25 protein-coding genes are annotated in these 23,090 nt (G+C 65.3%); 11 read left to right on the forward strand and 14 right to left on the reverse strand.

Features of this window, described 5'->3' with window-relative positions:
• Window positions 1-227 precede the first annotated feature (227 nt).
• The 8 genes from HNR15_RS17405 (at window position 228) to HNR15_RS17440 (ending at window position 5,900) form a co-directional block, all read left to right on the forward strand.
• Window positions 228-1,232, forward strand: a complete 1,005-nt coding sequence (locus HNR15_RS17405) for a methyltransferase (RefSeq protein WP_179483893.1) — start codon at window positions 228-230, stop codon at window positions 1,230-1,232.
• Window positions 1,233-1,259: 27 nt separating this feature from the next.
• Complete coding sequence (locus HNR15_RS17410; RefSeq protein WP_179483894.1) at window positions 1,260-1,883, forward strand: TetR/AcrR family transcriptional regulator; 624 nt, start codon at window positions 1,260-1,262, stop codon at window positions 1,881-1,883.
• A gap of 282 nt (window positions 1,884-2,165) precedes the next feature.
• Window positions 2,166-2,720 carry a hypothetical protein gene (locus tag HNR15_RS17415; RefSeq protein WP_179483895.1) on the forward strand — a complete coding sequence of 185 codons (555 nt, stop codon included), beginning with the start codon at window positions 2,166-2,168 and terminating at the stop codon, window positions 2,718-2,720.
• 379 nt (window positions 2,721-3,099) lie between these two features.
• The gene (locus tag HNR15_RS17420) at window positions 3,100-3,624 is read left to right on the forward strand and encodes a hypothetical protein (protein WP_179483896.1); all 525 of its coding nucleotides are present in this window, start codon (window positions 3,100-3,102) and stop codon (window positions 3,622-3,624) included.
• 330 nt (window positions 3,625-3,954) lie between these two features.
• On the forward strand, window positions 3,955-4,371 hold the full coding sequence (locus tag HNR15_RS17425) for a hypothetical protein (RefSeq protein ID WP_179483897.1): 417 nt from the start codon (window positions 3,955-3,957) through the stop codon (window positions 4,369-4,371).
• Complete coding sequence (locus HNR15_RS17430; RefSeq protein WP_179483898.1) at window positions 4,361-4,936, forward strand: hypothetical protein; 576 nt, start codon at window positions 4,361-4,363, stop codon at window positions 4,934-4,936. Before HNR15_RS17425 ends, HNR15_RS17430 begins: the two co-directional genes overlap by 11 nt.
• A 293-nt stretch (window positions 4,937-5,229) precedes the next feature.
• A complete protein-coding gene (locus tag HNR15_RS17435) occupies window positions 5,230-5,535 on the forward strand; it encodes an ArsR/SmtB family transcription factor (RefSeq protein WP_179483899.1) in 306 nt (101 codons plus the stop codon).
• Between the two features lie 95 nt (window positions 5,536-5,630).
• Window positions 5,631-5,900, forward strand: a complete 270-nt coding sequence (locus HNR15_RS17440) for a hypothetical protein (protein WP_179483900.1) — start codon at window positions 5,631-5,633, stop codon at window positions 5,898-5,900.
• Window positions 5,901-5,965: 65 nt separating this feature from the next.
• Here HNR15_RS17440 and HNR15_RS17445 read toward each other — a convergent pair whose 3' ends face one another.
• The gene (locus HNR15_RS17445; RefSeq protein WP_179483901.1) at window positions 5,966-6,277 is read right to left on the reverse strand and encodes a hypothetical protein; all 312 of its coding nucleotides are present in this window, start codon (window positions 6,275-6,277) and stop codon (window positions 5,966-5,968) included.
• Between the two features lie 326 nt (window positions 6,278-6,603).
• On the opposite strand from HNR15_RS17445, the gene HNR15_RS17450 reads away from it, so the two are divergent.
• Complete coding sequence (locus HNR15_RS17450; RefSeq protein ID WP_179483902.1) at window positions 6,604-6,876, forward strand: GlsB/YeaQ/YmgE family stress response membrane protein; 273 nt, start codon at window positions 6,604-6,606, stop codon at window positions 6,874-6,876.
• Window positions 6,877-6,944: 68 nt separating this feature from the next.
• Here the strand turns inward: HNR15_RS17450 and HNR15_RS17455 are convergent, their stop codons facing one another.
• The 9 genes from HNR15_RS17455 to HNR15_RS17495 all read right to left on the reverse strand — a co-directional run bounded on the left by HNR15_RS17455 (window position 6,945) and on the right by HNR15_RS17495 (window position 15,158).
• Window positions 6,945-7,283, reverse strand: a complete 339-nt coding sequence (locus HNR15_RS17455) for an Lsr2 dimerization domain-containing protein (RefSeq protein ID WP_179483903.1) — start codon at window positions 7,281-7,283, stop codon at window positions 6,945-6,947.
• A 237-nt stretch (window positions 7,284-7,520) separates the two neighbouring features.
• Complete coding sequence (locus HNR15_RS17460) at window positions 7,521-7,979, reverse strand: NADPH-dependent FMN reductase family protein (protein WP_179483904.1); 459 nt, start codon at window positions 7,977-7,979, stop codon at window positions 7,521-7,523.
• A 270-nt stretch (window positions 7,980-8,249) separates the two neighbouring features.
• Window positions 8,250-9,068, reverse strand: a complete 819-nt coding sequence (locus HNR15_RS17465) for a sigma-70 family RNA polymerase sigma factor (RefSeq protein WP_179483905.1) — start codon at window positions 9,066-9,068, stop codon at window positions 8,250-8,252.
• 194 nt (window positions 9,069-9,262) lie between these two features.
• Window positions 9,263-9,790: a hypothetical protein gene (locus HNR15_RS17470; protein WP_179483906.1), complete on the reverse strand. Its 528-nt coding sequence runs from the start codon at window positions 9,788-9,790 to the stop codon at window positions 9,263-9,265.
• 94 nt (window positions 9,791-9,884) lie between these two features.
• Window positions 9,885-10,664 (reverse strand): AAA family ATPase, encoded by a 780-nt coding sequence (locus HNR15_RS17475; RefSeq protein WP_179483907.1) that lies wholly within the window; start codon window positions 10,662-10,664, stop codon window positions 9,885-9,887.
• 84 nt (window positions 10,665-10,748) lie between these two features.
• Entirely contained in the window at window positions 10,749-11,168 is a 420-nt protein-coding gene (locus HNR15_RS17480; protein ID WP_179483908.1) for a single-stranded DNA-binding protein, read from the reverse strand.
• 235 nt (window positions 11,169-11,403) lie between these two features.
• The gene (locus tag HNR15_RS17485; protein WP_179483909.1) at window positions 11,404-11,775 is read right to left on the reverse strand and encodes a hypothetical protein; all 372 of its coding nucleotides are present in this window, start codon (window positions 11,773-11,775) and stop codon (window positions 11,404-11,406) included.
• 490 nt (window positions 11,776-12,265) lie between these two features.
• On the reverse strand, window positions 12,266-13,279 hold the full coding sequence (locus HNR15_RS17490; protein WP_179483910.1) for a DUF932 domain-containing protein: 1,014 nt from the start codon (window positions 13,277-13,279) through the stop codon (window positions 12,266-12,268).
• Window positions 13,280-13,808: 529 nt separating this feature from the next.
• Window positions 13,809-15,158 carry a ParB/RepB/Spo0J family partition protein gene (locus HNR15_RS17495; RefSeq protein ID WP_179483911.1) on the reverse strand — a complete coding sequence of 450 codons (1,350 nt, stop codon included), beginning with the start codon at window positions 15,156-15,158 and terminating at the stop codon, window positions 13,809-13,811.
• Between the two features lie 1,855 nt (window positions 15,159-17,013).
• On the opposite strand from HNR15_RS17495, the gene HNR15_RS17500 reads away from it, so the two are divergent.
• On the forward strand, window positions 17,014-17,235 hold the full coding sequence (locus HNR15_RS17500; RefSeq protein ID WP_179483912.1) for a hypothetical protein: 222 nt from the start codon (window positions 17,014-17,016) through the stop codon (window positions 17,233-17,235).
• Window positions 17,236-17,747: 512 nt separating this feature from the next.
• Here HNR15_RS17500 and HNR15_RS17505 read toward each other — a convergent pair.
• Together HNR15_RS17505 and HNR15_RS17510 are read right to left on the reverse strand one after the other, a co-directional pair.
• Complete coding sequence (locus HNR15_RS17505; RefSeq protein ID WP_179483913.1) at window positions 17,748-18,119, reverse strand: hypothetical protein; 372 nt, start codon at window positions 18,117-18,119, stop codon at window positions 17,748-17,750.
• Between the two features lie 29 nt (window positions 18,120-18,148).
• On the reverse strand, window positions 18,149-18,583 hold the full coding sequence (locus HNR15_RS17510; RefSeq protein ID WP_179483914.1) for a hypothetical protein: 435 nt from the start codon (window positions 18,581-18,583) through the stop codon (window positions 18,149-18,151).
• Between the two features lie 1,608 nt (window positions 18,584-20,191).
• Between HNR15_RS17510 and HNR15_RS17515 the strand changes: the two genes are divergently transcribed.
• Complete coding sequence (locus HNR15_RS17515) at window positions 20,192-22,066, forward strand: S53 family peptidase (RefSeq protein WP_179483915.1); 1,875 nt, start codon at window positions 20,192-20,194, stop codon at window positions 22,064-22,066.
• Between the two features lie 25 nt (window positions 22,067-22,091).
• Here the strand turns inward: HNR15_RS17515 and HNR15_RS17520 are convergent, their stop codons facing one another.
• The gene (locus HNR15_RS17520) at window positions 22,092-22,694 is read right to left on the reverse strand and encodes a hypothetical protein (RefSeq protein ID WP_179483916.1); all 603 of its coding nucleotides are present in this window, start codon (window positions 22,692-22,694) and stop codon (window positions 22,092-22,094) included.
• Window positions 22,695-22,706: 12 nt separating this feature from the next.
• Window positions 22,707-22,943, reverse strand: coding sequence for a hypothetical protein (locus HNR15_RS17525; protein ID WP_179483917.1), 237 nt, complete (start codon window positions 22,941-22,943; stop codon window positions 22,707-22,709).
• Window positions 22,944-23,090 lie beyond the last annotated feature (147 nt).

Here is a 23,090-nt window from a genome sequence, read left to right on the forward strand (position 1 = left end):
TCTCTGGCCACACCTGCGACGACTCTGGTGGTTGCAGCGGCCTCGATCGACTGGGGCTACCGCATGCTCAACGACCTCGAGGCCCGTTGTTCCAATCCCAGTCTCGACTGCCCTCCTGGACCTTCCTGCAGTGAGGATTGGCCGTTAGATCCTCTCTTCCGGTCATCGTGCCACTACGTATCCCTATTGAATCGTAAGAGTAGTAGTGCTACTACTATTCTATGTCGATGGACTCTCCGATCAGCCCAGCCGAGACCATGACCGGCCTCCTCGCCGGTTTCATGACCTCTCAAGCCCTCTATGCAGTAGCAAAACTGGACGTACTCACCTTCCTCGACGGTGGCGGGCTGACACTTGAAGAACTCGCCGAGCGGACCGGCGCGCATCAGGACACGTTGGGTCGCATCATTCGCACGCTGGCCCCCCTGGGGGTGTTCACCACCAACGGCGAACTCATCACTGCCACCGCGACGGGTGCGACGCTCTCGCGACACCACCCGGAGTCGGTCTATGAAATCGCCTGCTTCTGGATGGAGACCAGTTACCTGCCCTTCAGTGAGCTCACCCACACCTTGCGTACCGGCGAAACGGCGGCGACACGGTATTTGGGCGAACCGTATGTCGACTGGGTCACCTCGGACCCGGAGCGCGCAGGCCTCCTGAGTCGAGCGATGGCCGCATTGACCGCTGGACTGCGCCAAGGACTCTTCTCCGACTACGAGCTTCCACCCGGCGCTGTGATCGCCGACATCGGTGGGGCGGACGGCAGCATGTTGGTCGAGCTGTTGCAGCTGTTCCCGGACAGGCGCGGCATCGTTCTCGACCTTCCGACCGTTGCCCCGCTAGCGCTTCAGACTATGAAGCAGGCCGATCTGGAAGGACGGGTCGAGGTCGTAGCGGGTGATTTCTTCACCGAAGCCCCCATTGCCGACATCTACGTGCTCTCCTCAGTGCTGCACGACTGGGACGACACCGACAGCATCCGCATCTTGCGAACCCTCTCCGCGGTGGCCGCATCCGGTTCCCGGCTGCTGATCATCGAGAACGTCGTACCTGCTGGTGATGTCGCCGATATGAGTAAGACATCGGACCTGCTGATGATGGGCATCGCCGGCGGCCGCGAACGCAGCGTCGAGGAGTTCGCCACGCTGCTGTCCGAGGCCGAATTTCAGATCCTGGGCGTTGTTCCCTCGACCGGGCCCTACTCCGTCATCGAGGCGCAGCGGCAATGATCCTCGACCCTGGATAAGGTGCACACCATGCCGGACGGGGCCAAGCTGCCACCATCAGCCCGCACACCGAGACGGCATGGGGCCACCAGCACCCGGGCTGCCATCCTCGACGCCGCCGAGGCCCTCTTCGCCGAACGTGGTTACCCAGCATCGACAATTGCCGAGATCGCCCGGCGTGCCGGAGTGGGAACCAACACGGTCTACGTGGGTTTCGCCAACAAGGCCGGCATCGTCACCGCCCTCATCGAGCAAGCCGCCGACGCAGCCAGCGCACGGGCATCTCTCGAGGACATCTCTCTCGCTACTGACGGAGACCAGGTGATCGAGGCACTCGCACGGGGCACCCGGATGACCCATGAACGCTTCCACGACGTGGTCACCATCGCCTTCGACACCGCGAACGCCGACCCGCTGATAGGCCACGCCATGCAAGCCGCGATCGATGGCTACCGCGACCGCCTCCATGCGGCCGTCACCCGCATCCGCGAACTCGGCGCACTCACTGACGCATTGACCGTTCCAGAGGCCGTGGACCTACTCTGGTTTTACCTCGGCCTACCGCCGTGGCGGACGGTCATCGACATGGGCTGGACCTGGGATCGCGCCGAGCTCTTCCTAGCTACTGGAGCCAAGCGCGCCCTCCTTCGCTAATCATCGCGGCCGGACTGACACGTCAGGCCGACGTTCTCCCAAAATCCAGTCCGACGAACCACTCACCAACGAACTGCACGATCGAGACCTGCACATACCCCCCAGGCCATCACCCCACTCCCCAACCACGGTTCAGAAGTCACGTCTGCGACAGTTTCTGGACCACCCCATTTATGGACCAGCGTTCCGGACCGGTTCCAGGCAGCGCGTCAAGGGTGTGGCCAAGATGGTCCAGAAAAGATCGTTTCTGGACCGGCGTGTGGACTGCTAGAGACTGACCCGGTGGACAAGATAATTTTGCGGCCGCAGTGGGGGTGGGCCGCGACAGTAGTGGTCGCTGTGGGGTCCTTGTGCCTGCTGGCAGGCGTCGGCTTCGTTGTCGCCGTGCCTGTCACGGGCATGGCAGTGGACCTGCTCGCAGTGGTGCTGGCTCTAGGCTTATTCGGCTTCGGCGGGACAGCAGTGCCGCTGATGTTGATTGGCCGTACTGGACGTCTTCACCTGGACGCCGAGGGGCTGCGCATCGAGTACCCGGCGTTGCTGCGCCGCCCGTGGCAGGTTCCCGGCGACCACATCCGCTATGCCAGGTACGCCCCGCCCGGAGTGAGCGGATTTTGGACGATGGGCATGGCGCCGTCCCACGACACGATCGAGATTCGTTTCCAAGAACCGTTTCCGACCGTGCCGATCCGCTTCAGGTTCCTGATCTACTCAGGGGTCATGATGAGCGGTCCCCCAGCATCGTTGCCAGTACCCGGCGTTGGGATCGAGTCGCTTGCAATCCGCGTCGACCTGCACTCAAGCGACCGCAACTATCTGGACCGCCTGACCTTCTAGTCATAACCGCAGACCCCACCGCTGAATGACCCTGACGCCTGAGGCTGCTAGTCCGGAACGGGACCGTCAGTGGAGCACTCCCCCACCCTGTCGCGACCTGTGCTCGAAAGTCGCCACGATCCGACATTTCGAGCAGCGTCGGCACTGAGCAGGGCTTTCGAGCACCAGTCTTCGCGGATCTCGCCGCGCGGCGTGAGGGCCGCTCCGCTGCTCGAAATGGATCGTCACTGAGCAAGCCTCAAACGCGGGCTTTGCCGATGTTGTGCCAGTAGGTTCACCGCTATGAACAACTCGGATGCCAGCGCAGCGTTGATCGGCCGAAGTGGCGACCGCCGCCGTTAGCCAAGCGCGCCGTTGGCCACGGAAGGCCACTGTCGCGGTGGTCGGCGTGGTCCTCGTGGTGTGCGCCGCGGTCGCGCTACTTCTGGTCGCTCTCGACCACCGCTACGGCCCCCTCCAGGGCGGCAGCTTCAGTGGCCCGGTGTCCAACGACCTCGCCTTCATCGACGAGGACTCCTCGTACCGCCTCACCTCCGCCCCGGGAACCACGGGACAAGTGATCGGCTCCCTCTACAACCCCGGGTCGCACGCCGTGACGATCCGTTCCGCCAGCGCCGGGGACATGGCGCCCGCGATCGGTGTCCAGTGGTCGGTGTTCCACACAGTGCCCGACGGGTCGGTCTTTGGAGTCGACACACCCTGGCACTCATTCCCGGCCACGATCCCCGCGCAAGGAACCATCCGCTTGCTCCTCACGCTGCACCGGCCCACCACCTGCCCACCGAACGCCAGCTTCCGCACTGACAGCACCTTCGACGGTTCGCTGCTGCTGCGGTGGAAGTCCTTACTGCGAACCCACACGACGTTCGCCGACAACGTCACCCTGCCCATCAAAATCTGCTGACCCGCTCAGCACACGCGAAACGCGTTGCCAGCCGCAATCACCTGGTGGCGGACTGGATGCACGTCGGACAGATGTGTTCGAAAACCCTGACAGGGACCCCAGACGGGCACTTCTGAGCCGATCCAGCGATGTCGTTCTGGGGTGTACCCCAGAACGACAGATCTCGCAGTTGTGCGAACAACTCCCGCCCCGGCGTGTTTAAACCATCGCCACCAGCTTCACGTGATCGACGTCACGTTGCCGACCCGATGCCGACAGAGTGTTTTAAAATTCTTAATAGCTCCTACGGTGATAGCATCTCTGCACGTCCACAAGTCGAGGAGTCGAGCGATGCCGTTTGAAGAGTTTCAGAAGGGGAGCGCTCCGGTCTCCACCGTTCCTGCTATCACGATCCAGAAGCGCGGACTCTTCAGCGTCAACGATGCCGCTTACAAGATGCTGGGGGAGCCGATGATGGTGACCTTCTTGTGGGACGCCGAAGCGCGCCGAATCGCGATCTCCCCGTCGGACGAGTCCAACCTCAACGCCTACCCAGCTCGCCGTCAAAATCAGTCCAAGGGGACGGGACCCGTCCTTATCGCAGGAACGATGTTCGCCAAGTTCATAGGGATCGACACGACCAACGCTAAGCGATGGACTCCATCACTAGAGGACGGCATGTTGATCCTTGACTTGAACGTTGAGGGTTCCCTGGTGATCGCCAACCGGAATCGTCCGAAACAGGATGAGAGTGGCGATGCGGACTGATCTCACCGCATGGGGTGACGAGAGCATGCGCTCTGCGCACGTCAGTGTTCCCATCTACTCGATGGCTGCGGCTGTAGTGAAGGACGGCGATTGTGCTGACCTGCGTGGTCAGATGAGCGCTCTGTGGCCTCGACCAGGAAAACTGCACTGGCGAGACCAGACAGATCAAGAGCGAGACGCCAGCATCAAGGTCGTTGCCTCGCTGGAGCTGGCGCACGTGGCCGTGGTCTCAGGCCCACTCGATGGCAGGCGTCAGGAGCGCGCCCGGGCCAAGACGCTCGAGACCTTGGCGTGGGAGCTGAACCGGCGCTCCGTCACCTCATTGACGCTGGAGAAGCGCACCCCGTCCCAAGCTCGACGCGACGAGCTACTGGTCGCGCAGATGCGCGGTAGCAAAGTGATCACGACCGACCTGCGGGTGAGTTTCGCGCGCGGATCCGAAGAGCCCCTGCTGTGGATCGCCGACCAGGTCCTCGGTGCGATGGGGGAAGCCGCAGTGGGAAACCTGCGCTGGAGTGAACGCCTTGAAGGGTTCATCCAGCGAATCGACGTGGAACTCGACTAGCCGGGCAACGCAAAGGCCAGGTCCCGTCAGATGGCGGGGGTCCTGGCCTCACTTCCGGGTCGCCCTCAGGCGTCGGCATAACAAAACTTACACCGAAATATCTCCTGAGGCGATACGAGACCCGGTCAAACCAACCCGAGACCCACGAAGGAGGCGCGCGATTGCGCGCCGTCCGAGGCGTAACACCGCCAAATCGTGTGGTGTGTTCTAGCTGGTGGGGCCACGGGACGCAGGACCAGACACGCCGGCAGCGCGACTGGATCCAGAGAGCGCGGCAGCGGTCGCAGAAACGTTTGCAGGCCCTGCCCGCACCGAGCCGGCTGCTGATCCTGTCTCAGCTGCGCCAGGGGCCGGCCACCGTCGGTGAGCTCACGACGGCCCTAGGCCTGGAGCAGTCATCGGTGTTCCACCAGCTGCGCCTACTGCGCATGATGGGCCTGGTCACATCCACCCGCAACGGGCGCAACATCAACTACGCCCTGTTCGACCAGCACGTCGCCGCCCTGCTCGACGAAGCGGTCTATCACGTGGAACACCTGCGGCTTGGGGCGTCAGACGCACGAAATGGGTTGCGAGAGCAGCAATCTAGCCTAGTCTAGTAAATAACCGATAATTTATATTATGACAAGTTGCACCAGCAACGAGCCATGCCTTGCCCTGGCGCGCGTAGCAGCATCGACCGACACTGGCATCTATGAACGACACGGCTGACCTTGCTGAGCAACTGGTCCATCGCGCCCTCGCCAAGGGCCAGTGCGCGATGCGCTGTGACGACAGCATCGACGTGGAAGCACTGCGCAAAGCGGTACGCAAGCTTGCTCGTGAACGCGGAGTGCGTATCCGCACGGGGATGTTGGACCAGGCCCTTGTCGTCATTCGTGCGGATGCAGCGCTGTGGGATCAATCTGCTGCAGTCATGCGCGAAAAGTTGATCGCTCCCAGCGAACCCAACGTCGTCAGCTGAGCATGCTGGGTGCGCAGTCCTGCTGGGGCAGATCACGAAACGCCGAACGCCGTGGTCGCACAGATTTAGATCAGCGTGTCGATCTGGACTTCGATGCTGCTGTCCTCGCAGCGTCGAGCATGGACGACGTACTGGCCTGGATGCGCTGTCGAGAGCTCAGTCATGACTCGTTGTTCGAGGCGGCGCAGGGTCTCCGGCTGAAACGACCCGGCGCGTTTGCCGAAGGCGTTCAAGGTGCGGCGGTTGGTCACGCTGAGGGTGACCGTTCGCTCGCCACGATCGATCAAGGATGCGGCGTCGGCCGCGATCTTGGTGGCGGCCTGGCGTCTCTTGGCTCGGCTCATCCGCAGCCGCAGCACGTTGATGTCCCGCGTCACGGACGCGCTCCCATTGCTTGAAGATCCTTCTGTCGTACCAGTAACGCGGACGAGCACCCACAACCCCTCATTGGGGTAAAAGGTGCGCCGGAAAATACCAGCACATCCTGGGCGTATACCGAAGGCAGGGAACCCTCCCCCACCACCCGGTTCGGGTCGATGCCGGGCGGGTGCAAGACCTGATGAAACATCCTGAAGCAGCACTCCGGCTTTCGCCCTGCACGGCCGCGTGTTGCGCGAACATCTCACACACGCAACAGTCAATCCCCGTCCGCTGCCGTCGGCACCAGATGTTCTTGTCACATCGAACCCATAAGGGGTATTTCATGATCGGAACCATCATCGGCGCGATCGTCGTCGGCCTCATCGTCGGCGCGTTGGCCCGACTGGTGATGCCCGGCAAGCAGAACATCGGGTTGATCGCGACCATCATCCTGGGCATCATCGGATCCGCCCTAGGGTCCTGGATTGCCTACAAGCTGGGCTACCACAACTCCAACGGTGGGTTCCGGATCATCCCGTTCATCGTCGGGATCATCGTGGCCATCGTGCTGATCGCGGCCTACCTGAGCATTACGGGCCGGCGCCGGACGCGCTAGTCACCGCTCTTGAGCGCGATGTGGCGGCCCCAGCACCTTGCTGGGGCCGTCACATCGCTATCACTGCCTTAGTGGGCCTGGTGGTAGGCGTCCTGCAGTGCCTTCGACACGCGGCCGCGGTCGCTGACCTGGTGCCCGTTGGCCCGGCCCCACTCACGCATTTTGTTCAGCAGCTCCGGATCCGTCTTAGATCCCGCAGCGCTACCGCCGGGGCTGCGCTTGGACGCGGCGCCACGAACTTTCCGGGCCGCGCCCACCCAGCTGACGAACGCTTCCCGCAGCTGCGTCGCGTGCTGCTCGTTCACGTCGATCTCGTACGTGACCCCGTCCACGGCGAACTGCACCGTCTCAGCCGCGTCGCTGCCATCAATGTCGTCCTCAAGAATGATCTGGACCCGCTGTGCCACGAGCAACCCCTCCATCACAAATATTGCCGCTACTAATGGGCTCGGAGTATTTCCCGATGATGTGATCCTGCCACTAGAAACTGAACGCTTCACGACCGCGGGCGGGAATTAGGTGCGTGCGCGCCACCTTGACACGTCCACTCCCCCACATCAGCAAGTAGCTAGTTACCCAGGGACCACGTATGTGAGAAGACCCAGGGCTCCATCAGCCGCCCCAGCCCAGGTGATGTAGCGGCGTCAGGGCGCTAGCCGGGTCGCGAAGGCACGTGCCGCGATCAAGTCCGTCTCATCAGGATGGTCGGTGCTGACACCGCCGACCATCTTGAATGGACCCCAGGTCGCGGCCCCTCGGCACGCGAACATCCCGATAACGCGGAACTCCTTGTCCTCCAGAAGGTCGCGGAACCGGCGGAGATACTGACGGAACGGCGGCTCTGGCAGGGCACTGGTAGCGAAGACGAACGCGTCTTTACCCGGCATCGGCGGCAGCCGCTCGATCTGGTGGACCAAGTCCTGATCGAACCCCAGCCAGTAGATGCCTGAGCCGAAACCGATGCGGTCCGCACGGGCGAGGACGTCCCTAGTCGCCATCGCCGGTGAAATGACGTCAGCGTTCAGGTATGCCGCGATCGCGGACGCAACACGTCGTGTGTTGCCCTGAGCTGACCGGGAGGAACTGACCAAAATCGTGGCCATCACATCACCGCCTATGCAGGAAATGGGACCTCCCTCAGCGTAGGTTACTCAGCAGTAGATAGGAAGACGGTTTGGGTAGTAATTTCGTACATACCAGCCGCAAGGCATCGGTGGTTCGGCGATCGTCGATGGTGTCGCCCAATAGCCCAGCTGGGACCGTGGACGCCATGCTTCGACAACCCCAACCACAGGCGCGGATAGTCCCTACCGGACCACTCCCCCGGGTGCGTGCAGTTGCTGCTCGCCCATAATTGTCACTGACCAGGGTTTTCAGCTGGGGCAAGACGCCGGTCCGACGCCGCCCAGAACGTCCCGCAGATGGTTCATCAATGAGGAGATCAGTCGCGAGACCTGCATCTGAGAAATGCCTAGCCGCTCACCAATCTCCCGTTGCGTGAGGTCTTGGTCAAACCGCAGTTGCACGATCAATCGGTCTCGCGGTGGCAGTGTGGCAATGGCCTGGCCCAGCTGTAGGGCGGTCAACCGCGCCTCAATGCTGGGCACGGTGCCCAGGTTCAGCCCGTCACCTGCGACGTTGTCACCTTGGTCGACTACTAAGGCATTCAATGAGGTCGCGGTGTAGCTCGAGGCAATATGACGGGCCTCCTGCACCTGGGCGGTGGTGAGGCCCATCGACTGAGCGATCTGCTCAGTGCTGGGAGATCGACCCAGCTTCTGGGTCAGTTCGTGAACGATGCCGTTGATCTCGTTGTACCGGTCATGCAGCCTCCGTGGCGGTCGTACCGCCCACGCGTGATCGCGTAGGTAGCGTTTCAGCTCCCCGTGGATGGTGATGCTGGCGAATGGGGTGAACCGGGTCCCGTGCTGCGGGTCGAACCGGTCAATCGCCAAGACCAATGCCACTAGCCCCACTTGCCGCAAGTCGTCCAGCTCTACGCCGCGGTTCGTGTACCGCCGAGCAATCGAGGTGGCCAACGCAATGTTCAGCTCAATCGCGTCTGCGCGCAGCAGCTCGGCCGACGCGCTGTCTAAGGAAAGACGAGCCCGCTCCAGCAATGTGGCGGTGCGCGCATCTCGATCAGCGGACGCAGTCTGTCCTGCGCCGCCAAGTTTCGAGTCATGAATCACGTCTGCAGTATTGCGGTCGGCTCTGACATGCCCTGTCCCGCGCTTCCGCCCTTGGAGATGTATGACGCCCGTAGTCGAGTCCATCGGGCATGTAGCCGACGCGGCACCCAATCGACGGCGAACAGCCCCGATCAGAGTGCAAAAAACATGCGTCTATTGAGTGCTAGATGGTCAACATGTGCCAGCAGTGCAAGTTATGCAGGCGGGACACCAAGACGCGTGGCCGGTCCTGGCAGCCGGCCCTTCACCTCTGGCAGGTTGCCCCCGGCACGTTCGCGTGCGGTGGCGATGGCCGCGCGGATGGCACGGGTGATGAACTCACTGCGGGAGCGCACCTGGTTGTGCTCCAGGTCCACCCGCTGGGCACGGTGCATGGCTGCGACGTCGTCGGTGGGGATGTTGAACGGGCGCGCGAGGGTCTTGCCCTCCCCACCTGGGACTGGCTCGAGCGCGGCGCGCTCTCGGCCGTCGGTCGTCAGGTGGGCGTAATCGCGTACAGCTTGACCGATCCACCGGGCGAAACTGTCCGGGCTGCCGGGGACGCGCTGCAGGTCCGCCACATACGCGCCGCGCGCCAAGGGCAGCAGCTCGTGGTGCGGCCAATAGGTGGCGATGCGCTGCGTGCCCGCCGGCGCTGCCGATGAATGGGTGTTACTCCCCCGCGGCGACCGAGGCACTGCGGTCTGCTCCGCGGCGGCCTGGGTGCTGGCCGGTGTCGTCACAGTTGTTGCCTCACGGACTGCGGGCGCCGCTGGCGCCGGTGTGAAGTAGCTGGACCCGGCGAGACTGCTTTTGCGGGCGGGTGGCCTGGCCATCTCAGATCTCCTTGGTGATCGCGCGGAACAGCTGCTGGTACAAGTCGGCCAGGGGGTACCCGCCGGGCCACTGATCCAGGCCGTACCCGCTGTCGGTGGCATCTTGGATCGCGGCGCGTTGCGGGATGACGGGGTCCAGCACCGGAAGACCACTGGCCTCCAGCTCCGCCAACCGGTCACGATGGCCCACCCGGCGGGAGTCATACCCGTTGACCACCACTCCCCCGACCTTCAGCTGCGGGTTGTAGTAGCCGCGGATCTCCTCGATCGTGCCCAGCAACGTCGACAGTCCCTCACTGGCCAAAAAGGCCGGCGCGGTGACGACGACAGCGGACTGGGCGGCGACCAACGCGTTGTGCATCAACGTGTTCAGGTCGGGCGCACAGTCGACCAACACCAGGTCGTATCCCGGTACGCCGGCGACGGCGTCCGCCAGGCGGCGTTCACGCCCAAGGGGTGTCGTGATCAGCTCATCGCGTACAGCGGCCAGGGTGCGGTTGGTGGCCGGCGCGACCTGGATCCCCTCCCACAGTCCCGGGGTCAGCACGTCGACCAGGGCCACATCCTGCACGCGCGGGCTGAGCACATCGGCGATAGTCAGCTCGTCAGCCTGCACGGACCCGTTCTTGGCGAGGATGGCAGTCAAGCTGCCTTGCGGATCGAGGTCAATCGCGAGGACTCGTCGTCCTTCACGCGCCGCAGCGCGTGCCAGGTGGTAGCAGGTCGTGGTCTTACCAACGCCACCTTTCTGGTTGCAGACGGCGATCGTGGGGGTGCTCACGGGTGGTCCCCTCCTTTCTGTAGCGACGCGGGATAGGCCCATTGGGCCGAGCGCATGGCCCGGCCCCAAGGGATGAGTGCTTGTTCACCAGGGCGGCTCCGCTTCGGGGTCCTGGGACGGCGCACCTGCCGAAGCGGGCCGTTCCTGGATCGCACTCTTGCGCAGCTGGACGTCTTGACCCGGCAGCACTGCCCAGGTGTCGGCGTTCACCTCGTACGAGATCCCCCTGCTGCCGTCCTTGCGGGCGAAGTCGCGCACCGCGTAGCGGCCCGCGAACTGGATGGCGATGTTGCCGTTAGCCTCGGCGGCCCCCACCAGCTGTTCGGCCTGGCGTCCGAACATCCGCACCGTGTACGGGATGCTGCTGGTTTCGCTCCACTCCCCCGCTGTCCCCTGCTCGTAGTCGTTGTGGATCACGCGTGCTTCAGTCCAGGCCTTTCCGGCTTTCGACTGGCGCAGCTCCGGGGTCTGGGTGAGGTTTCCGGTCTGGATCAGGTAGCTCATGACGTTCCTTTCGGTCGATGGGTGGTTAGCCCGTTGTTGTGCTGACATATCCATTATCGCGTACGAGTGCTATATATGCAAGCATTCAGGCAATATGTGCAAGTACTTTGCACGCCCGTACCAAGCTTGTGCCCCGGCCTGCTTGGTAGAGTCGGACTGCTTTCGGCGGGTGGTTCCGCCGTTGTGCTGACACAGACCGCCCCGCCATCACGTATGGCGGGGCGGTCTTCTCGTCTCAGAAGTGGGTTGCGTCGGCCGCCGGCGGGGTCTGGCTGTAGCAGTCGTGGCGGTAGATCGCCGCTCCCCCAGCTGATCCGCAGACTGGACTCATCGCCCCGCAGTCCTCGCACCATGCGCGCCACCCGTGAGCGACCTGGGCCACGATCACCAGACCTCCGGCGTCCATGCGCGCGGCCAGCTCGCGTACGCGCTGCAGCTCGGCATGGAACGCCGCCTCGCGCTTCGCGTTGTGCGCCCTGATGGAGCGGGCTTCGTCGGTCTGCATCTTCTCGCGGGGATCCTTCGGGGGGCGCAACATGGCGTCCAGGCGTTGCCGGCGTACCAGCCGCTGCTCCAGCTCGGCATGTACCTGTTCGATTGCTGTCATCGCTGCGCGACTATCGAGAGTCACTGCCTCGTCCTTTCGGTGATGGGGTGGTTAGTCCCGTGTTGTGCTGACATATTCATTAGCGCGGACCAGTGCTATATATGCAAGTGAGGTAAGATGTGCTTTTAGTTGAAGTCAAGGCCGCTTGCGTCGACTACTTCCGCGCCGCATAGGTACCGCGGGGGAGTGATCCGTCCACGTCGCGAACCCCATCCCCTCGTCTTCAGCTCGCGCGGAGCGCGCTTCGTGCCCACCCACACCAGCTGCGCAATGCCCTCGATAAATAGCCGTGCCTACGGGTGCCAACCTGCGCCGGCTGCCGGGCGTAGGGGAGTAGGTCCGGGGGACCGGGCGAAGCACGGGCCCCCGGCCGCGACCCGAAGACCGGCAGCCGGCGCCCGATCTGGCACGGCACAGGCCGCAGGCCGTGACCGCTCTGCGCGCGGGCGGGGGATCTCGCACCTGGTGAGGGTGCGAGATCCCCAGGCGGTCACACCGCCGCGGTGGCCAGCCGCCAGGCGCGGGTTTTGATCGCGGTGGCTTCGGGGGAGACCACCGACCGCAGGGCGCGGGCTGTGGCCTTGTCGCCGCCTTTGGCGCGCACGGGCTGGAAGTGGTCGACGTACTCCGCGACGGCCTGGTAGCCGGCCCAGCGGGTGCCCCGGATGTCGGCTTGGGTGTCGGCGTCGTGCCACAGGTGGCCCAGCTGGCGGGTCCGGGTCGCGGTGGCCTTCTGCGTGCGGGTGGGTGCGTCCTTGTCGGGGATGCCGTAGATGCCCTCGACCAGCTCCCAGAACTGCCCGTCGGTCATCGCCTGATCGACCAGCGCGTCGGCTTCGGCCTGGAAAGCCTCCGCGTAGGCGAACGTGAGCCCAAGCGCGTCGCGCGCGGCCTGAACCTGGGCCCGGGCGTTTGCGGTGTGGCGGATGCTGACGGTGCCGGTCGCGTTGCGCAGCGCGGCCGCTTGGGTGTTCGCGCAGACGATCCGGGTCGGGGTCAGCAGTAGCCGGAAGGCGCTGGACCCGTCGTGACTGTTCAGGGCGGCAATGTTCAGCTGGACCTCATCGGACCCGCCGACCTTGATCGTTTCGGGCATCTGCAGCGTGATGAACGTCTGACGGCCCCCGCGCAGGGATCCGGCGGTGTCGAAGATCGCCCCGGACTCATCCACCAAGGTGTTCAGGAATTGGGCGTGATCCTCGTTCTGCAGGACGGCGTATCCCGCGCCGACGACCCCCAAGGCCTCCGGCCGCCCGGTGAACGGGCTGGTGCGTACGGTGGCGAAGTGCCCCGGTACCTCGAGCGTGCCGACACCGTCAGCGTCGATCACGGCGGTCTGTAGCGGGGACTTGCGCACATCCCAGCCGCCGAGCTTGCCGAGTGTCATTGCCTCTTCGGCAGTGAACGCGCGATCGCGCACCACGGTGCCCAGTCGGTGCCACGCGTCCTGTCGTGCGAAGACTGCTGCAGCCTGGGTTCCGTAGGTGTCAAGTTCGTGAGCCATGGTGAAGCCTTTCGGTAGTGGGGTGGTTAGTCCCGTGTTGTGCTGACATGTCTAGTATGTCGTATATGGGCAAGTAGTGCAAGCTTTTTCCGGTGCAATCTCAGTTTTCTTGCGCAGCTACCTCAGTAGTCGCCGCGCCAATCGTGCGCCCTGCGGGTGCCGTGGCAGCTGCTTGCCCCTCGTCGCGCGGCTGCTCGGACCGCCTCGGTTCCGCGGGGAAGTAATCCCTCCCTGCTGCGACCCCCACCCCCTCGTCTTCAGCTCGCGCGGAGCGCGTTTCGTGCCCACCCACATCAGCTGCGCGATGCCCTCGATGAATGGCCGTGCCTACGGGTGCCAACCTGCGCCGGCTGCCGGGCGTAGGGGAGTAGGTCCGGGGGACCGGGCGAAGCACGGGCCCCCGGCCGCGACCCGAAGACCGGCAGCCGGCGCCCGATCTGGCACGGCACAGGCCGCAGGCCGTGACCGCTCTGCGCCCCTACGGGGCGTTGGTGGCCCTCACCGAACGGTGAGGGCCACCAACCGCCTGTCAGGCGCTCTTAGCCGTGGTGGTGCGCTTCTTGGCGGCCTTGGGCATCAGCAGCCGCTCTACGGGGCCGGGGGTGTACCCCCAGGCGGTCATCGCGCCCATCATCCGGGCGTCGGTGGCGCTGGGGGAGCGCCAGGTCAGCCGGCTGGTGCCCTGGTCCCAGGCGGCCAGGATCAGCGCGGCCGCGTGCCGGGTCGCGGCCGGGGCGCTCATCCGCTCGATCCGGGCGGTCTCCTTGGTGTCCTGGTAGGTCCGGGCCGGGGTTTCACCCCGGGCAACCGCGTGGGCGATGAACCGTTCGACATCGACCAGCTTCCCGGTGCCTTTGGCGAACGACGCGAGCCATTCAGCGCGGACCTTCACCGCCGCATCCCAGGCCTTGTTGTTCTCGATCACGGCGCGCCGTTCTGCCTTCTGCTCCTCGCTCATCGGGCCGCTGACCGGCTGGGTGCGCCCGTACGGGTCGGCCACGGTGTGCCCGTTGCCTTTGGGGTCGGTGCACACGTAGATCGGGCTGTACGCGCTGTCGCCGCTGCGCATGTAGGACTTGGCCAGGTAGACCGCGTGCCCCGGGCAGGTCTCGTGCTCTTCTTCCCGGATCGGGCGCGTGGCTTCCCGGGTGCCCAGCAGCCGGGATACCTCGGTGATGGGGGAGCCGTAGGGCGGGCGGTCGATGACCGTCAGGCCCTTGTCCCGCAGGGACGCGGCGGTCACTTCGCGGGTGTTGCGGTCCGCGCGTTCGTCGCGGGCCTGTTGGATGACGTGGGCGGTGCTCTCACCCTCGATGGCGGCTTGAACGATCGAGGACACGACTTGCTCGTCGTCCTCAAACTCGGCGATCGCTGCCGCGTCCAGCAGCGAGAGGCTGTCCTGGTGCTGCGCCAGGGCCGCCGTCGCGGCCGGGGAGGCGCTAGCCGCTGTGGCGGCCTGCACTTCCTCCTTGGATCGGTGGGTGCGCTTGGCGATTTGCGCAGCGGTGAGGCCCAGGCCGCTTAGCTGCTCGTAGGCGACGCGCCGGTCAGCGTTGCTCAGGGCAGTGCGGTGGTCGTTCTCGGCCATCTGCGCCACGATCCGCAGCGCCTCGTCGTCGGCCACGTCGATCACCCGGGCCGGGATCGTGGCGAGTCCAGCCTCGATCGCGCCGAGGGTGCGGCGTTGGCCGTACCGGACGCGGACCTCGTCGCCGTCACTTACGACGGTGACCGGCTCCAAGACGCCCAGGTCACGCAGCGAGGCGACGAATGCGGCATCGAGCTGCACGTCGGCGCGGACATTCGCGGCGACGACCAGCGTGCGCGGGTCCAGCTCCTCGACCGTTCCAACGGTGGCTGTTTCGGCAGTAGTGCCCATTTGATGCTCTCTTTCGGTGATGGGGTGGTTAGTCCCGTGTTGTACTGACATGTCTATTATCGCTTATATGTGCAAGTAGTGCAAGCAATTCAGGGCGTGAGATGTGTCCTTTTGCGGGTATTTCAGTAGTCGCCTCGCGGGTCGTACGCACTGCGGGTGCCGTGGCAGGTGCTGGCTTTCGTCTCGCGCTCGGATCTGGCTGGGTGGTGGCGCGGGTTACGGGCGTTCGTTCGAGCGGGCCGGGCCCCCTCGTCGTGGCTGCTGTTGGGGTGCGCAGCGGATCCGCCGGCTGCACGTGGTGCGCCTGGCGGTGGAGTGGGTGTGCTCTCGTCTGGCGCACCACCCGGGGGGGATGAGTGGCGCACCAGACGAGAACTGCAGCGTGCCGGGAGCGTTTAGGGGCACTCGACCGGCACTGAGCTGCACGCTAAGCGCATCAGTAGGGGAAGCGCTAGGGGTGTCGCCCCACCTTGAGACACGTGGGGCGACACCTCGCCGCGTCAGCGGCGAGGTCGGGGTTGGCCGTGAGCTCTGGCCCGGTGCTGAGCTCCCGGGGGAGGTGCGCATCGGGCCAGAGGGCGGCAGCACCGGGAGAAAAGGTGGGGCCTGCTCGACCGGTGCTGCCTGGTCTCACGGTAGACGCGGCGGGGCAGGGTGGGGTCCCTCGCCCGGCGCAGTTGAAGGGGAAAGCAATGCGCCGAGCGAGGGACTGTGCAGCGCCGACGGGTCCGGGGAAGCCGGTTGGCGCTGTCGGTGACGGTATGGGCTGGATTATCGGCATGTGTTCAGATTGCGGTATTACGACGGTCGTACGTCTGAGGCGCTTTTGGGTGGGCTGGGCCATAGGTTTCGCGTGGATGGGTGCCGCCCTGCCTTCCCGGGGGGAGGAGGGCGGCACCTTGACCGCGTTAGCGGTCGGTGCGCTGCTGGCGGTGGATCTGCGCCAGGAGCAGCAGCGTCAGCAGCTGCGTTGCGGGTCATGAGCACGGGTGTTCTCCCATCCGGTTGTCGGTGATGCTGGCTAGGGTGTGCTGAGCGGGGCCCGGACCGGCTCTTACCGACCCGGACCCCTGACTCAGCTAGCGGTCAGCAGACCGCCTACGACGTCGCCGAGCTGTCACTCGGCGGCGTCGCTCGCTTTCGCGGCGGCGGTTACTGGCTGCCGTGCCGAGCGTCGCCACTGCACCTGCAAGCAAGACCACTTGCGTGATCCAGCCGCAGGATCGTTTCGACGATCGACATACCGGCATCTCCTCCTCCCTCAACTGGACCCACCGACCGCGGCGGACCTGCCGCGGCCGGGCCCGCATGGGGCGACCCCTGGACGCCCGCGGTGAGGGTGGGCCGTCCAGGCCGAAGAGTCCCGGCGGGTGGCCGCGAAATAAGCGCAGCGAGGAACGAGCGCAACGCGTGGCCGCCCGGTGGGGCGTGCCTTGACGGGTCGGGCCCCCGGCGTGCTGGGCTGGGTGAGCCCTGTGCGTGCCAAACCCGACCACCTACGGACCCCGACCGGCCCGTAGGGCCGCAACGAGCACGGGCCGGCACAGCCGGCGCCGCCAAGGGGTCTGCGACCTGGTGCACGCGGTCACGGGGCAGGTGGGGGGTCCAAGGGGTCTGCGACCTGGTGCACGCGGTCACGGGGCAGGTGGGGGGTCCAGGCGGCCGCAGGCCCCGCGTAGCGGCGCGTCAGCGGCCTGGAGGCCCACCAGTGCCGTGACACACCCCACAGCTGGCAGCGTGAACGCAGCCATGCACTGCAGGGGACCGGGCCGGCGCGGGGTTGGCCGGCCGATCACAGTGCCGCAGCGCAGCGAAGGCCCCGCACCCTCGCCCCTGGTGGGGCATGATGCGTCGAATGCGCCAGAAGGAATTCCGGGCCGCGGCGCTGCCCGGCGTCATCCTCGGGGGGTTTTGCGGCTTAGTCGCGGTGTGGGCGGTCTTCCCAGGAATGAACGCACTCGGCTTTCACGCGTTTTGGCAGCACATCCTTGGCGCCGTCGTCGCAGGTTTGATCATCGGGCTCGGCGTAGGGCTCATCCGGCGACGCGTAGCGGCGCGGAACGTCACGCGTCAGTAGCTGCTTAGACGGCGCAGGTTTTCATCTGGCGAGGTGCACAAGCAGCTGGTGAGGAGGGAGGGGGTCGGTGGTGTGAGGAGACGGGCACGCCCCAGCGGTCACCGAGATCTGGAGAAGGGTTCACAGGCGGCTGGTCGACGCCCGTAGCACGTGCCAGGTGATGGGCACAGGTCACCTGGTCGCGTTGTGTCGAACGCGTGTTCGAATACGCTGGGCGGGGTGGGGCAGTCCAGGTCCGAGCGCACGTGGCCGCGGCCACGGACGACCCGGCACGTATGGGTCAGATCCAAAGACCTGCACCCGCACCAGCCACCGGATCAGGGCCTGGTCGTTGCCTGGAGGCGCCGCTCGTGGGTGTGGGAGGCGCTGGTGGTGATCGTGCGGCTACGACCGGGGGAGGAGCCAGTCGTCGTGCAACGGTGGGTGCCGGCCAAGGATCTGCGGCCGGTGCCAGCCGATCCGAACCGGGCGTTTGGTCTGCACTGACACAGGGTCAGCTGCTTGCAACGTCCTCACGCCCGCGGGTGTGGGGCGGGGCGGATGAAGTAGGCGCCCAATCGGGTCATGCCGTCGTGGTTGATCGCCCAGGTCGCGGGTTTCGGACCGCGATGCTCGTGCAGGGCGACGAGGCCAATGTCGCGCAGCTGGGTCAGCCGGTCCCGGGTCACCGTGGGCTCGAGCTGGGCCAGCTCCTGGACCTGATGGCGGGTGCAAGGGCCGCGCTGGGCCAGCACGCCGAGCACGGTGATGGCGCCGGCCCGGCCAAGCACCCGCATCTTGTGCTGCACCACGGCCGAGTCCGGGCCGGAGAGCCAATCCTGCACCGCACCCGGCGGCCACGTGGCGCTCTCGGCGTCCGAAGACGGTGGCGTGTTGGTGCTCACGAGGTGCAGTCTGGCTGCGACAAGGCGGCTTAGAACGGTGATTCGTCGACATCCCACCCGCCGACGTCGACCAGCTCGTGCAACTGTGCGCGGCGGTGGGCCGGGTCAGGACAGGGCCTGGCCCCGTCGAGCTGGCCCTGTGCGTCGCGGATCTCGATCCACCCCTCGCACTCATCCCGGTCGCACCGGCCCGTTGGCGCCGGGGCAGGCGTGGTGAACGCCGCGCCGGGGTGGTCGGCTTGTTCGTCGAGCTCGCGCAGCATCGCTGCGAACAGCACTGCGGGGCGGGTGCGCACGGCCCGGTCGGCAAGCGGGGAGCGTCGGCCTTGCCGCAGCGCGGCGTCGGCCAGGGCGTGCACCAAATCGTCCGCGGTCCAGGCGGGCGTGCACATGGTGAACCGTGTCAGAGCCGGGGAGAGGCGTCTGGGGCCCTCGGAGGCCAGCCAGGGCAGGGTCTGGGCCATTTGCACGGCCAGTCGACGGACCGCTGAGCGGTCGGACCCTCTTGGTCGAGGCTGTCGCGGCGAAGCCGCGGCCGCTTTCTGGCCGCTCGCGGCCTGTTTCGGTTTGACGGAAGGGTTCTCACAGTCCGGTTGGGCTGGAAGTGGGGTACCTCTGGTAGGGGTATCTATCCACAGTTCACGCGGGATCGCAGTGGGGCAGGTGAAGGCCACTTCTGTGGATAACCCTCGCTGGCGAGAGCCGCGGCGGCGTGCGGCGGTGCACTCGGTGACGTTGAGCATGCGCCCGGTCTGGATGACGACCTCCAGGCCAATCTCTCGTGCCACTCGTTGGCACACCTTGACCGCGTTCACGCCCACCTGGAGCACGCTGGCGACAGTGTCGGGGCGCACGATGCACCGCCTACCGGTACCGACCAGGGCATACCCAGACCGGACGGTCAGGTAGCGACGCATCAGGTTCGGCGAGACGCGTCGATGCAGTTTGTCGGCGTGCACGGCTAAGGCGACGGGCACCACGGTGGTCAGCCAGTGCTCGCGGCTGACCCACACCGGCACCCGGGCGTACGCCCCGTCGGGGGCGTACTGGTGATGGCCCCGTGTGGCGTTGGTGGGGCCGCGGTCGTCTTGGTGCCACCGGGGCAGCACCGAGGGGCGCTGGCGGCAGGCCAGCTCGACGTACGGCGCGTCGATCGGAGCGCAGGCACGGTGGGTGAAGACACGCCCTAAATCTGGGTGCGCAGGATTGTGGCGTGTCAGGGCAGCATGAGTTATCTTGGGCAGCACGAAGCCACCTATCTGGGCGATACGGATTCGTAGCCGGCTGGTAACCGGCGCAGAACTTAAGAGCTAGACGACAGGCCGCCGCTGGTAACGGCGGCCTTTGTCGTATCGGGGCGCTGCCCCGATCGGCTATCCGGTCATGGGAAGCCGATCTTGTTGAAGGTCGTGATGGGGAGCCTGATCAGGCATACCCAAGTGATCGGCTAGGACCGTCACCATGTAGTCGCTGATGCTCATCCCAGCGTCGGCCGCGGCATCCCGTACCGCCTTGTCGAGGGGCTGTGGGGCTCTGCAGCCGAGTAGCGCGCGTGCGCCCTTGCTCGGTCGTCCCATGGGGCGAGTGTGGCCTAGAGGAATAACGGTTACAACCATCTGAGAAGGTGTGTCGCGCGTGGGGCAAGAGTTGCGCGTGAGACTCGACTGCGGCGCTGTTGTGGTTTATCAACCTGCTTTGGTGGCTCAGACGTGAGCCTGCGCTGCAGGTCCATCGTGTGCATCTCGGGCGTGCGTCGAACAGCACGTGTGCGCGGCTACTGTTCTGTGGCCTCGGTGTTGCGCCTGGGGCTAAGTCAGCCGGTAGGAGAATCCGGCAGCCCAACGCTGCTGCGCGCGTAGGTGTCTTGGGGATGATGCGCCGAAGGTGCGTACGAGTTAGTCGAGCGTGACCGGTAGCGCTGAAGTGTGTGTATAGACGGACTGCCCACAGGGCGCCTGGACACGATTATGGTGTGGGCGAGGGGAAGCGGGCCGGGGCCGTTTGGCTATCCAAAATCTGGGGTCTGTGCTGCGGCTTGCCTAAGACCATCAACAGGGAGAAGTGATCTACATATGAAGCGTCGCACACTGGCTGCTGTCACAGCAGTCGTTACGGCTGCTGCTGTTGCACCCGCGGCAGGTGCTTATGCCGCGGGTACCGGTAGCAGCAAGACCACCCTCGCCAATTCCGGTGTGGCCGGGCTGATTGGCGGCAGTAGCCGGGTGTCCTATTCGGCCCCACTCGAAGCCGATCAGAGCCTGAGCCTGGCTCTTCAGCTGCCACAGCGCAATACGGGTTTGGCGAACGCCTTGCTCGCGAAGGGCACCGTCGTGTCTACAGCGACGTACGCCAAGATGTTTGGCGCCTCCCCGGCTCAGCTCAAAGCCGCCACCGCCTGGGCAAGATCCCAGGGCCTGACGGTGACCTCGGTCAGCGCCGCATCTGGTCAGGTGCAGGTCACTGGATCAACCACCCGGGTGAACAAGGCTTTCGGTGTCACGATGCGGGCCGCGACCTTGGGTTCGACCCGCGGGTACGCCGCTCAGGGCACGCCTGCCGTACCGAGTGCGCTGGGCATCACGGGGGTGTCGGGCCTGACCTCGCTGCACAAGATGGTGCCGATGAACACGGCAAACCTGGCCACCAAGCGCACTTCGCTGACAACCCGCGCTGTGGCGCCTCACGCCAATGGCGCCACGGACGGTTCGACCGCGTGTGCCCCGTACTGGGGTGACCATCTTTACCCCGCGGCGAAGAAGTACTCCGTGGAGTCCAACTACCTGTGCGGGTACCTGCCCCAGGACCTGGCGGTGATGTACAAGAACTCCGCCGCGTCGAAAGCAGCCCCCACTCTCGGGATCCTGTTGTGGCATGACGACCCGCAGGTTCAGAGCCTGACCAACACGTACATGGCGGCCGCGAAGTACGCGCCACTGACCAAGTACAGCAAGACGGTGGCGGCCGCGAACGCCAACGACGCGAAGTGTGACAACTCGCCCGGTGAGCAGGACCTGGATGTGCAGTCCTCTCACTCGATCGCACCGGATGCTGCCATTCACTACTACGGCGCCGCGAGTTGCTTCGACGCGGACCTGACGAAGCAGTTGCAGCTGGCCGTTGACCAGCACGTTGTTTCCACCATCAGCATGTCGTTCGGCAGCCCTAGCGACGCGGGCATGTCGGCAGCGGAGAAGGCTGCATGGGATCGCCCCTTGCGGCAGGCTGCGCTGACCGGGATCAGCGCGTTCGCCTCCACCGGTGATGCGGGAGACAACTCCTTCACCGAGGGTCACCCGACGGTGAGCTACCCGGCCGCGAACGCTTACCTCACCGCTGTTGGCGGCACAACGGTCGGGATGCGCAAGGACGGATCGTTTGCCACCGTGACCGGCTGGGAGTCTCGTTTCTTCACCCAGGCCAACACCAACGTCGCCTCCTTCGTCGACGTCACCAGCAGTACAGCCGCCCAGCAGGGCAACTACAGCGGTGGCGGCGGCGGGTTGAGCTCCACGTGGGCCCAGCCCACCTGGCAGCACGGTGTCATCAAGAGCTCGTCCACGCGGCGTGCGGTGCCGGACATCTCGGCCATCGCAGACCCGTACACCGGATTCACGATCCGCACGACCGAGCAAGGCCAAACCGGGTACATCGCGTTCGGCGGGACCAGCCTGGCCAGCCCGGTCACTGCAGCCCTGGTCGGCATCGCTAAGGCCACCAACAAGGCGGTCATCGGCAACGTGGCACAGAAGCTGTACTCCATCGGTTCGGCCATCTCAGATGTAAACGCACCGTCGAAGTCGGGCGAGTTCCTCAAGACATCCGCGGGGCAGAACATTGTCGTAGGCAACGACGCCAAGCCCCAGAGCCTGGTCTCTGCCAAGGGATGGGACAGCGCGACCGGTTTGGGCACACCCAACGGTGCAGCCTTCCTGTCGGCAATCAAGTAACCGCTCGCGGATCGGTGGCCGGGAATCAACAGGTTCCCGGCCACCGGCCACACGGTTCGTACTCCCGCCAGGTCATGGCTACGGGACGAACACCCACATCAGGTAGCACCCATTCACTCACATGAGAACCGCCCGCGTTGTCCGCGCGGCCACGGATGCTACTGATCCTTATCCGTAATACTGAGAGGAAAAATTCGATGAAGCGCAACACCGCGCTCTTTGGCGCATCAGCCGCCGTCGGCATCACGGCCGCGGCGGGTCTCATCATCACCAGCGCGAACAGCTCCGCTGCCGTGTCTTCACCGGCGTTGGGAATCGCGTACAGCACAACCACCGGGTCCAGTGGCTTCCGAACGGGGCACGTAGCGGATCCGGACGGAACCTTTTCCGCCAACGCAGCGGTGTCGGGCCACACCGCCACCATCACTGGGTATGCGATGCCGCTGTTGAACGTCAGCGGCATCAGCGTCACTACCTCCTGCGTGGGCACCAATGCTCGCACCGTTGTCACCGGGGGTGGAGCGGCTGGCACGTACACCGCGCGAACGACCGTGTCGGCAGCGAAGTTCACCGGTAACGCCAATGCGGTGGGAACGGTGACGTTCTTGCCGAGGTTTGGTGTGAACACGGTGGGTGCCTATTACGACTTGACCGCGGCGGGTCTGGGTAAGTACATCGAGCTTGGTGCTGTGAACTGCGCGGCTGCGTCGACGACCACGTCGACGAGCACCCGTACATCGACTAGCACCACGTCCCCGACGTCTACTCGTACGTCGACCAGCACCTCAACCGGCACCTCTACGTCCACCTCAACGCCGACCAGTACCTCCACCTCGACGGGCACGCAGCCGCCAACCCCGACGGCTACCACCACCACGCTGCCCGTTACTGGCTGACGTAAGCCTTACAGTCCTCGTGGTGAGAAAAACCCCCGCACGCATCTGCGTGCGGGGGTTTTCTCATTCGCTTACACCCAGGTGGGTCGCACAGCCTGGATCAGGCTTGCTCATTACGCCAGGACTAG

The organism is Allobranchiibius huperziae (genome assembly GCF_013410455.1).
Lineage (GTDB): Bacteria > Actinomycetota > Actinomycetes > Actinomycetales > Dermatophilaceae > Allobranchiibius > Allobranchiibius huperziae.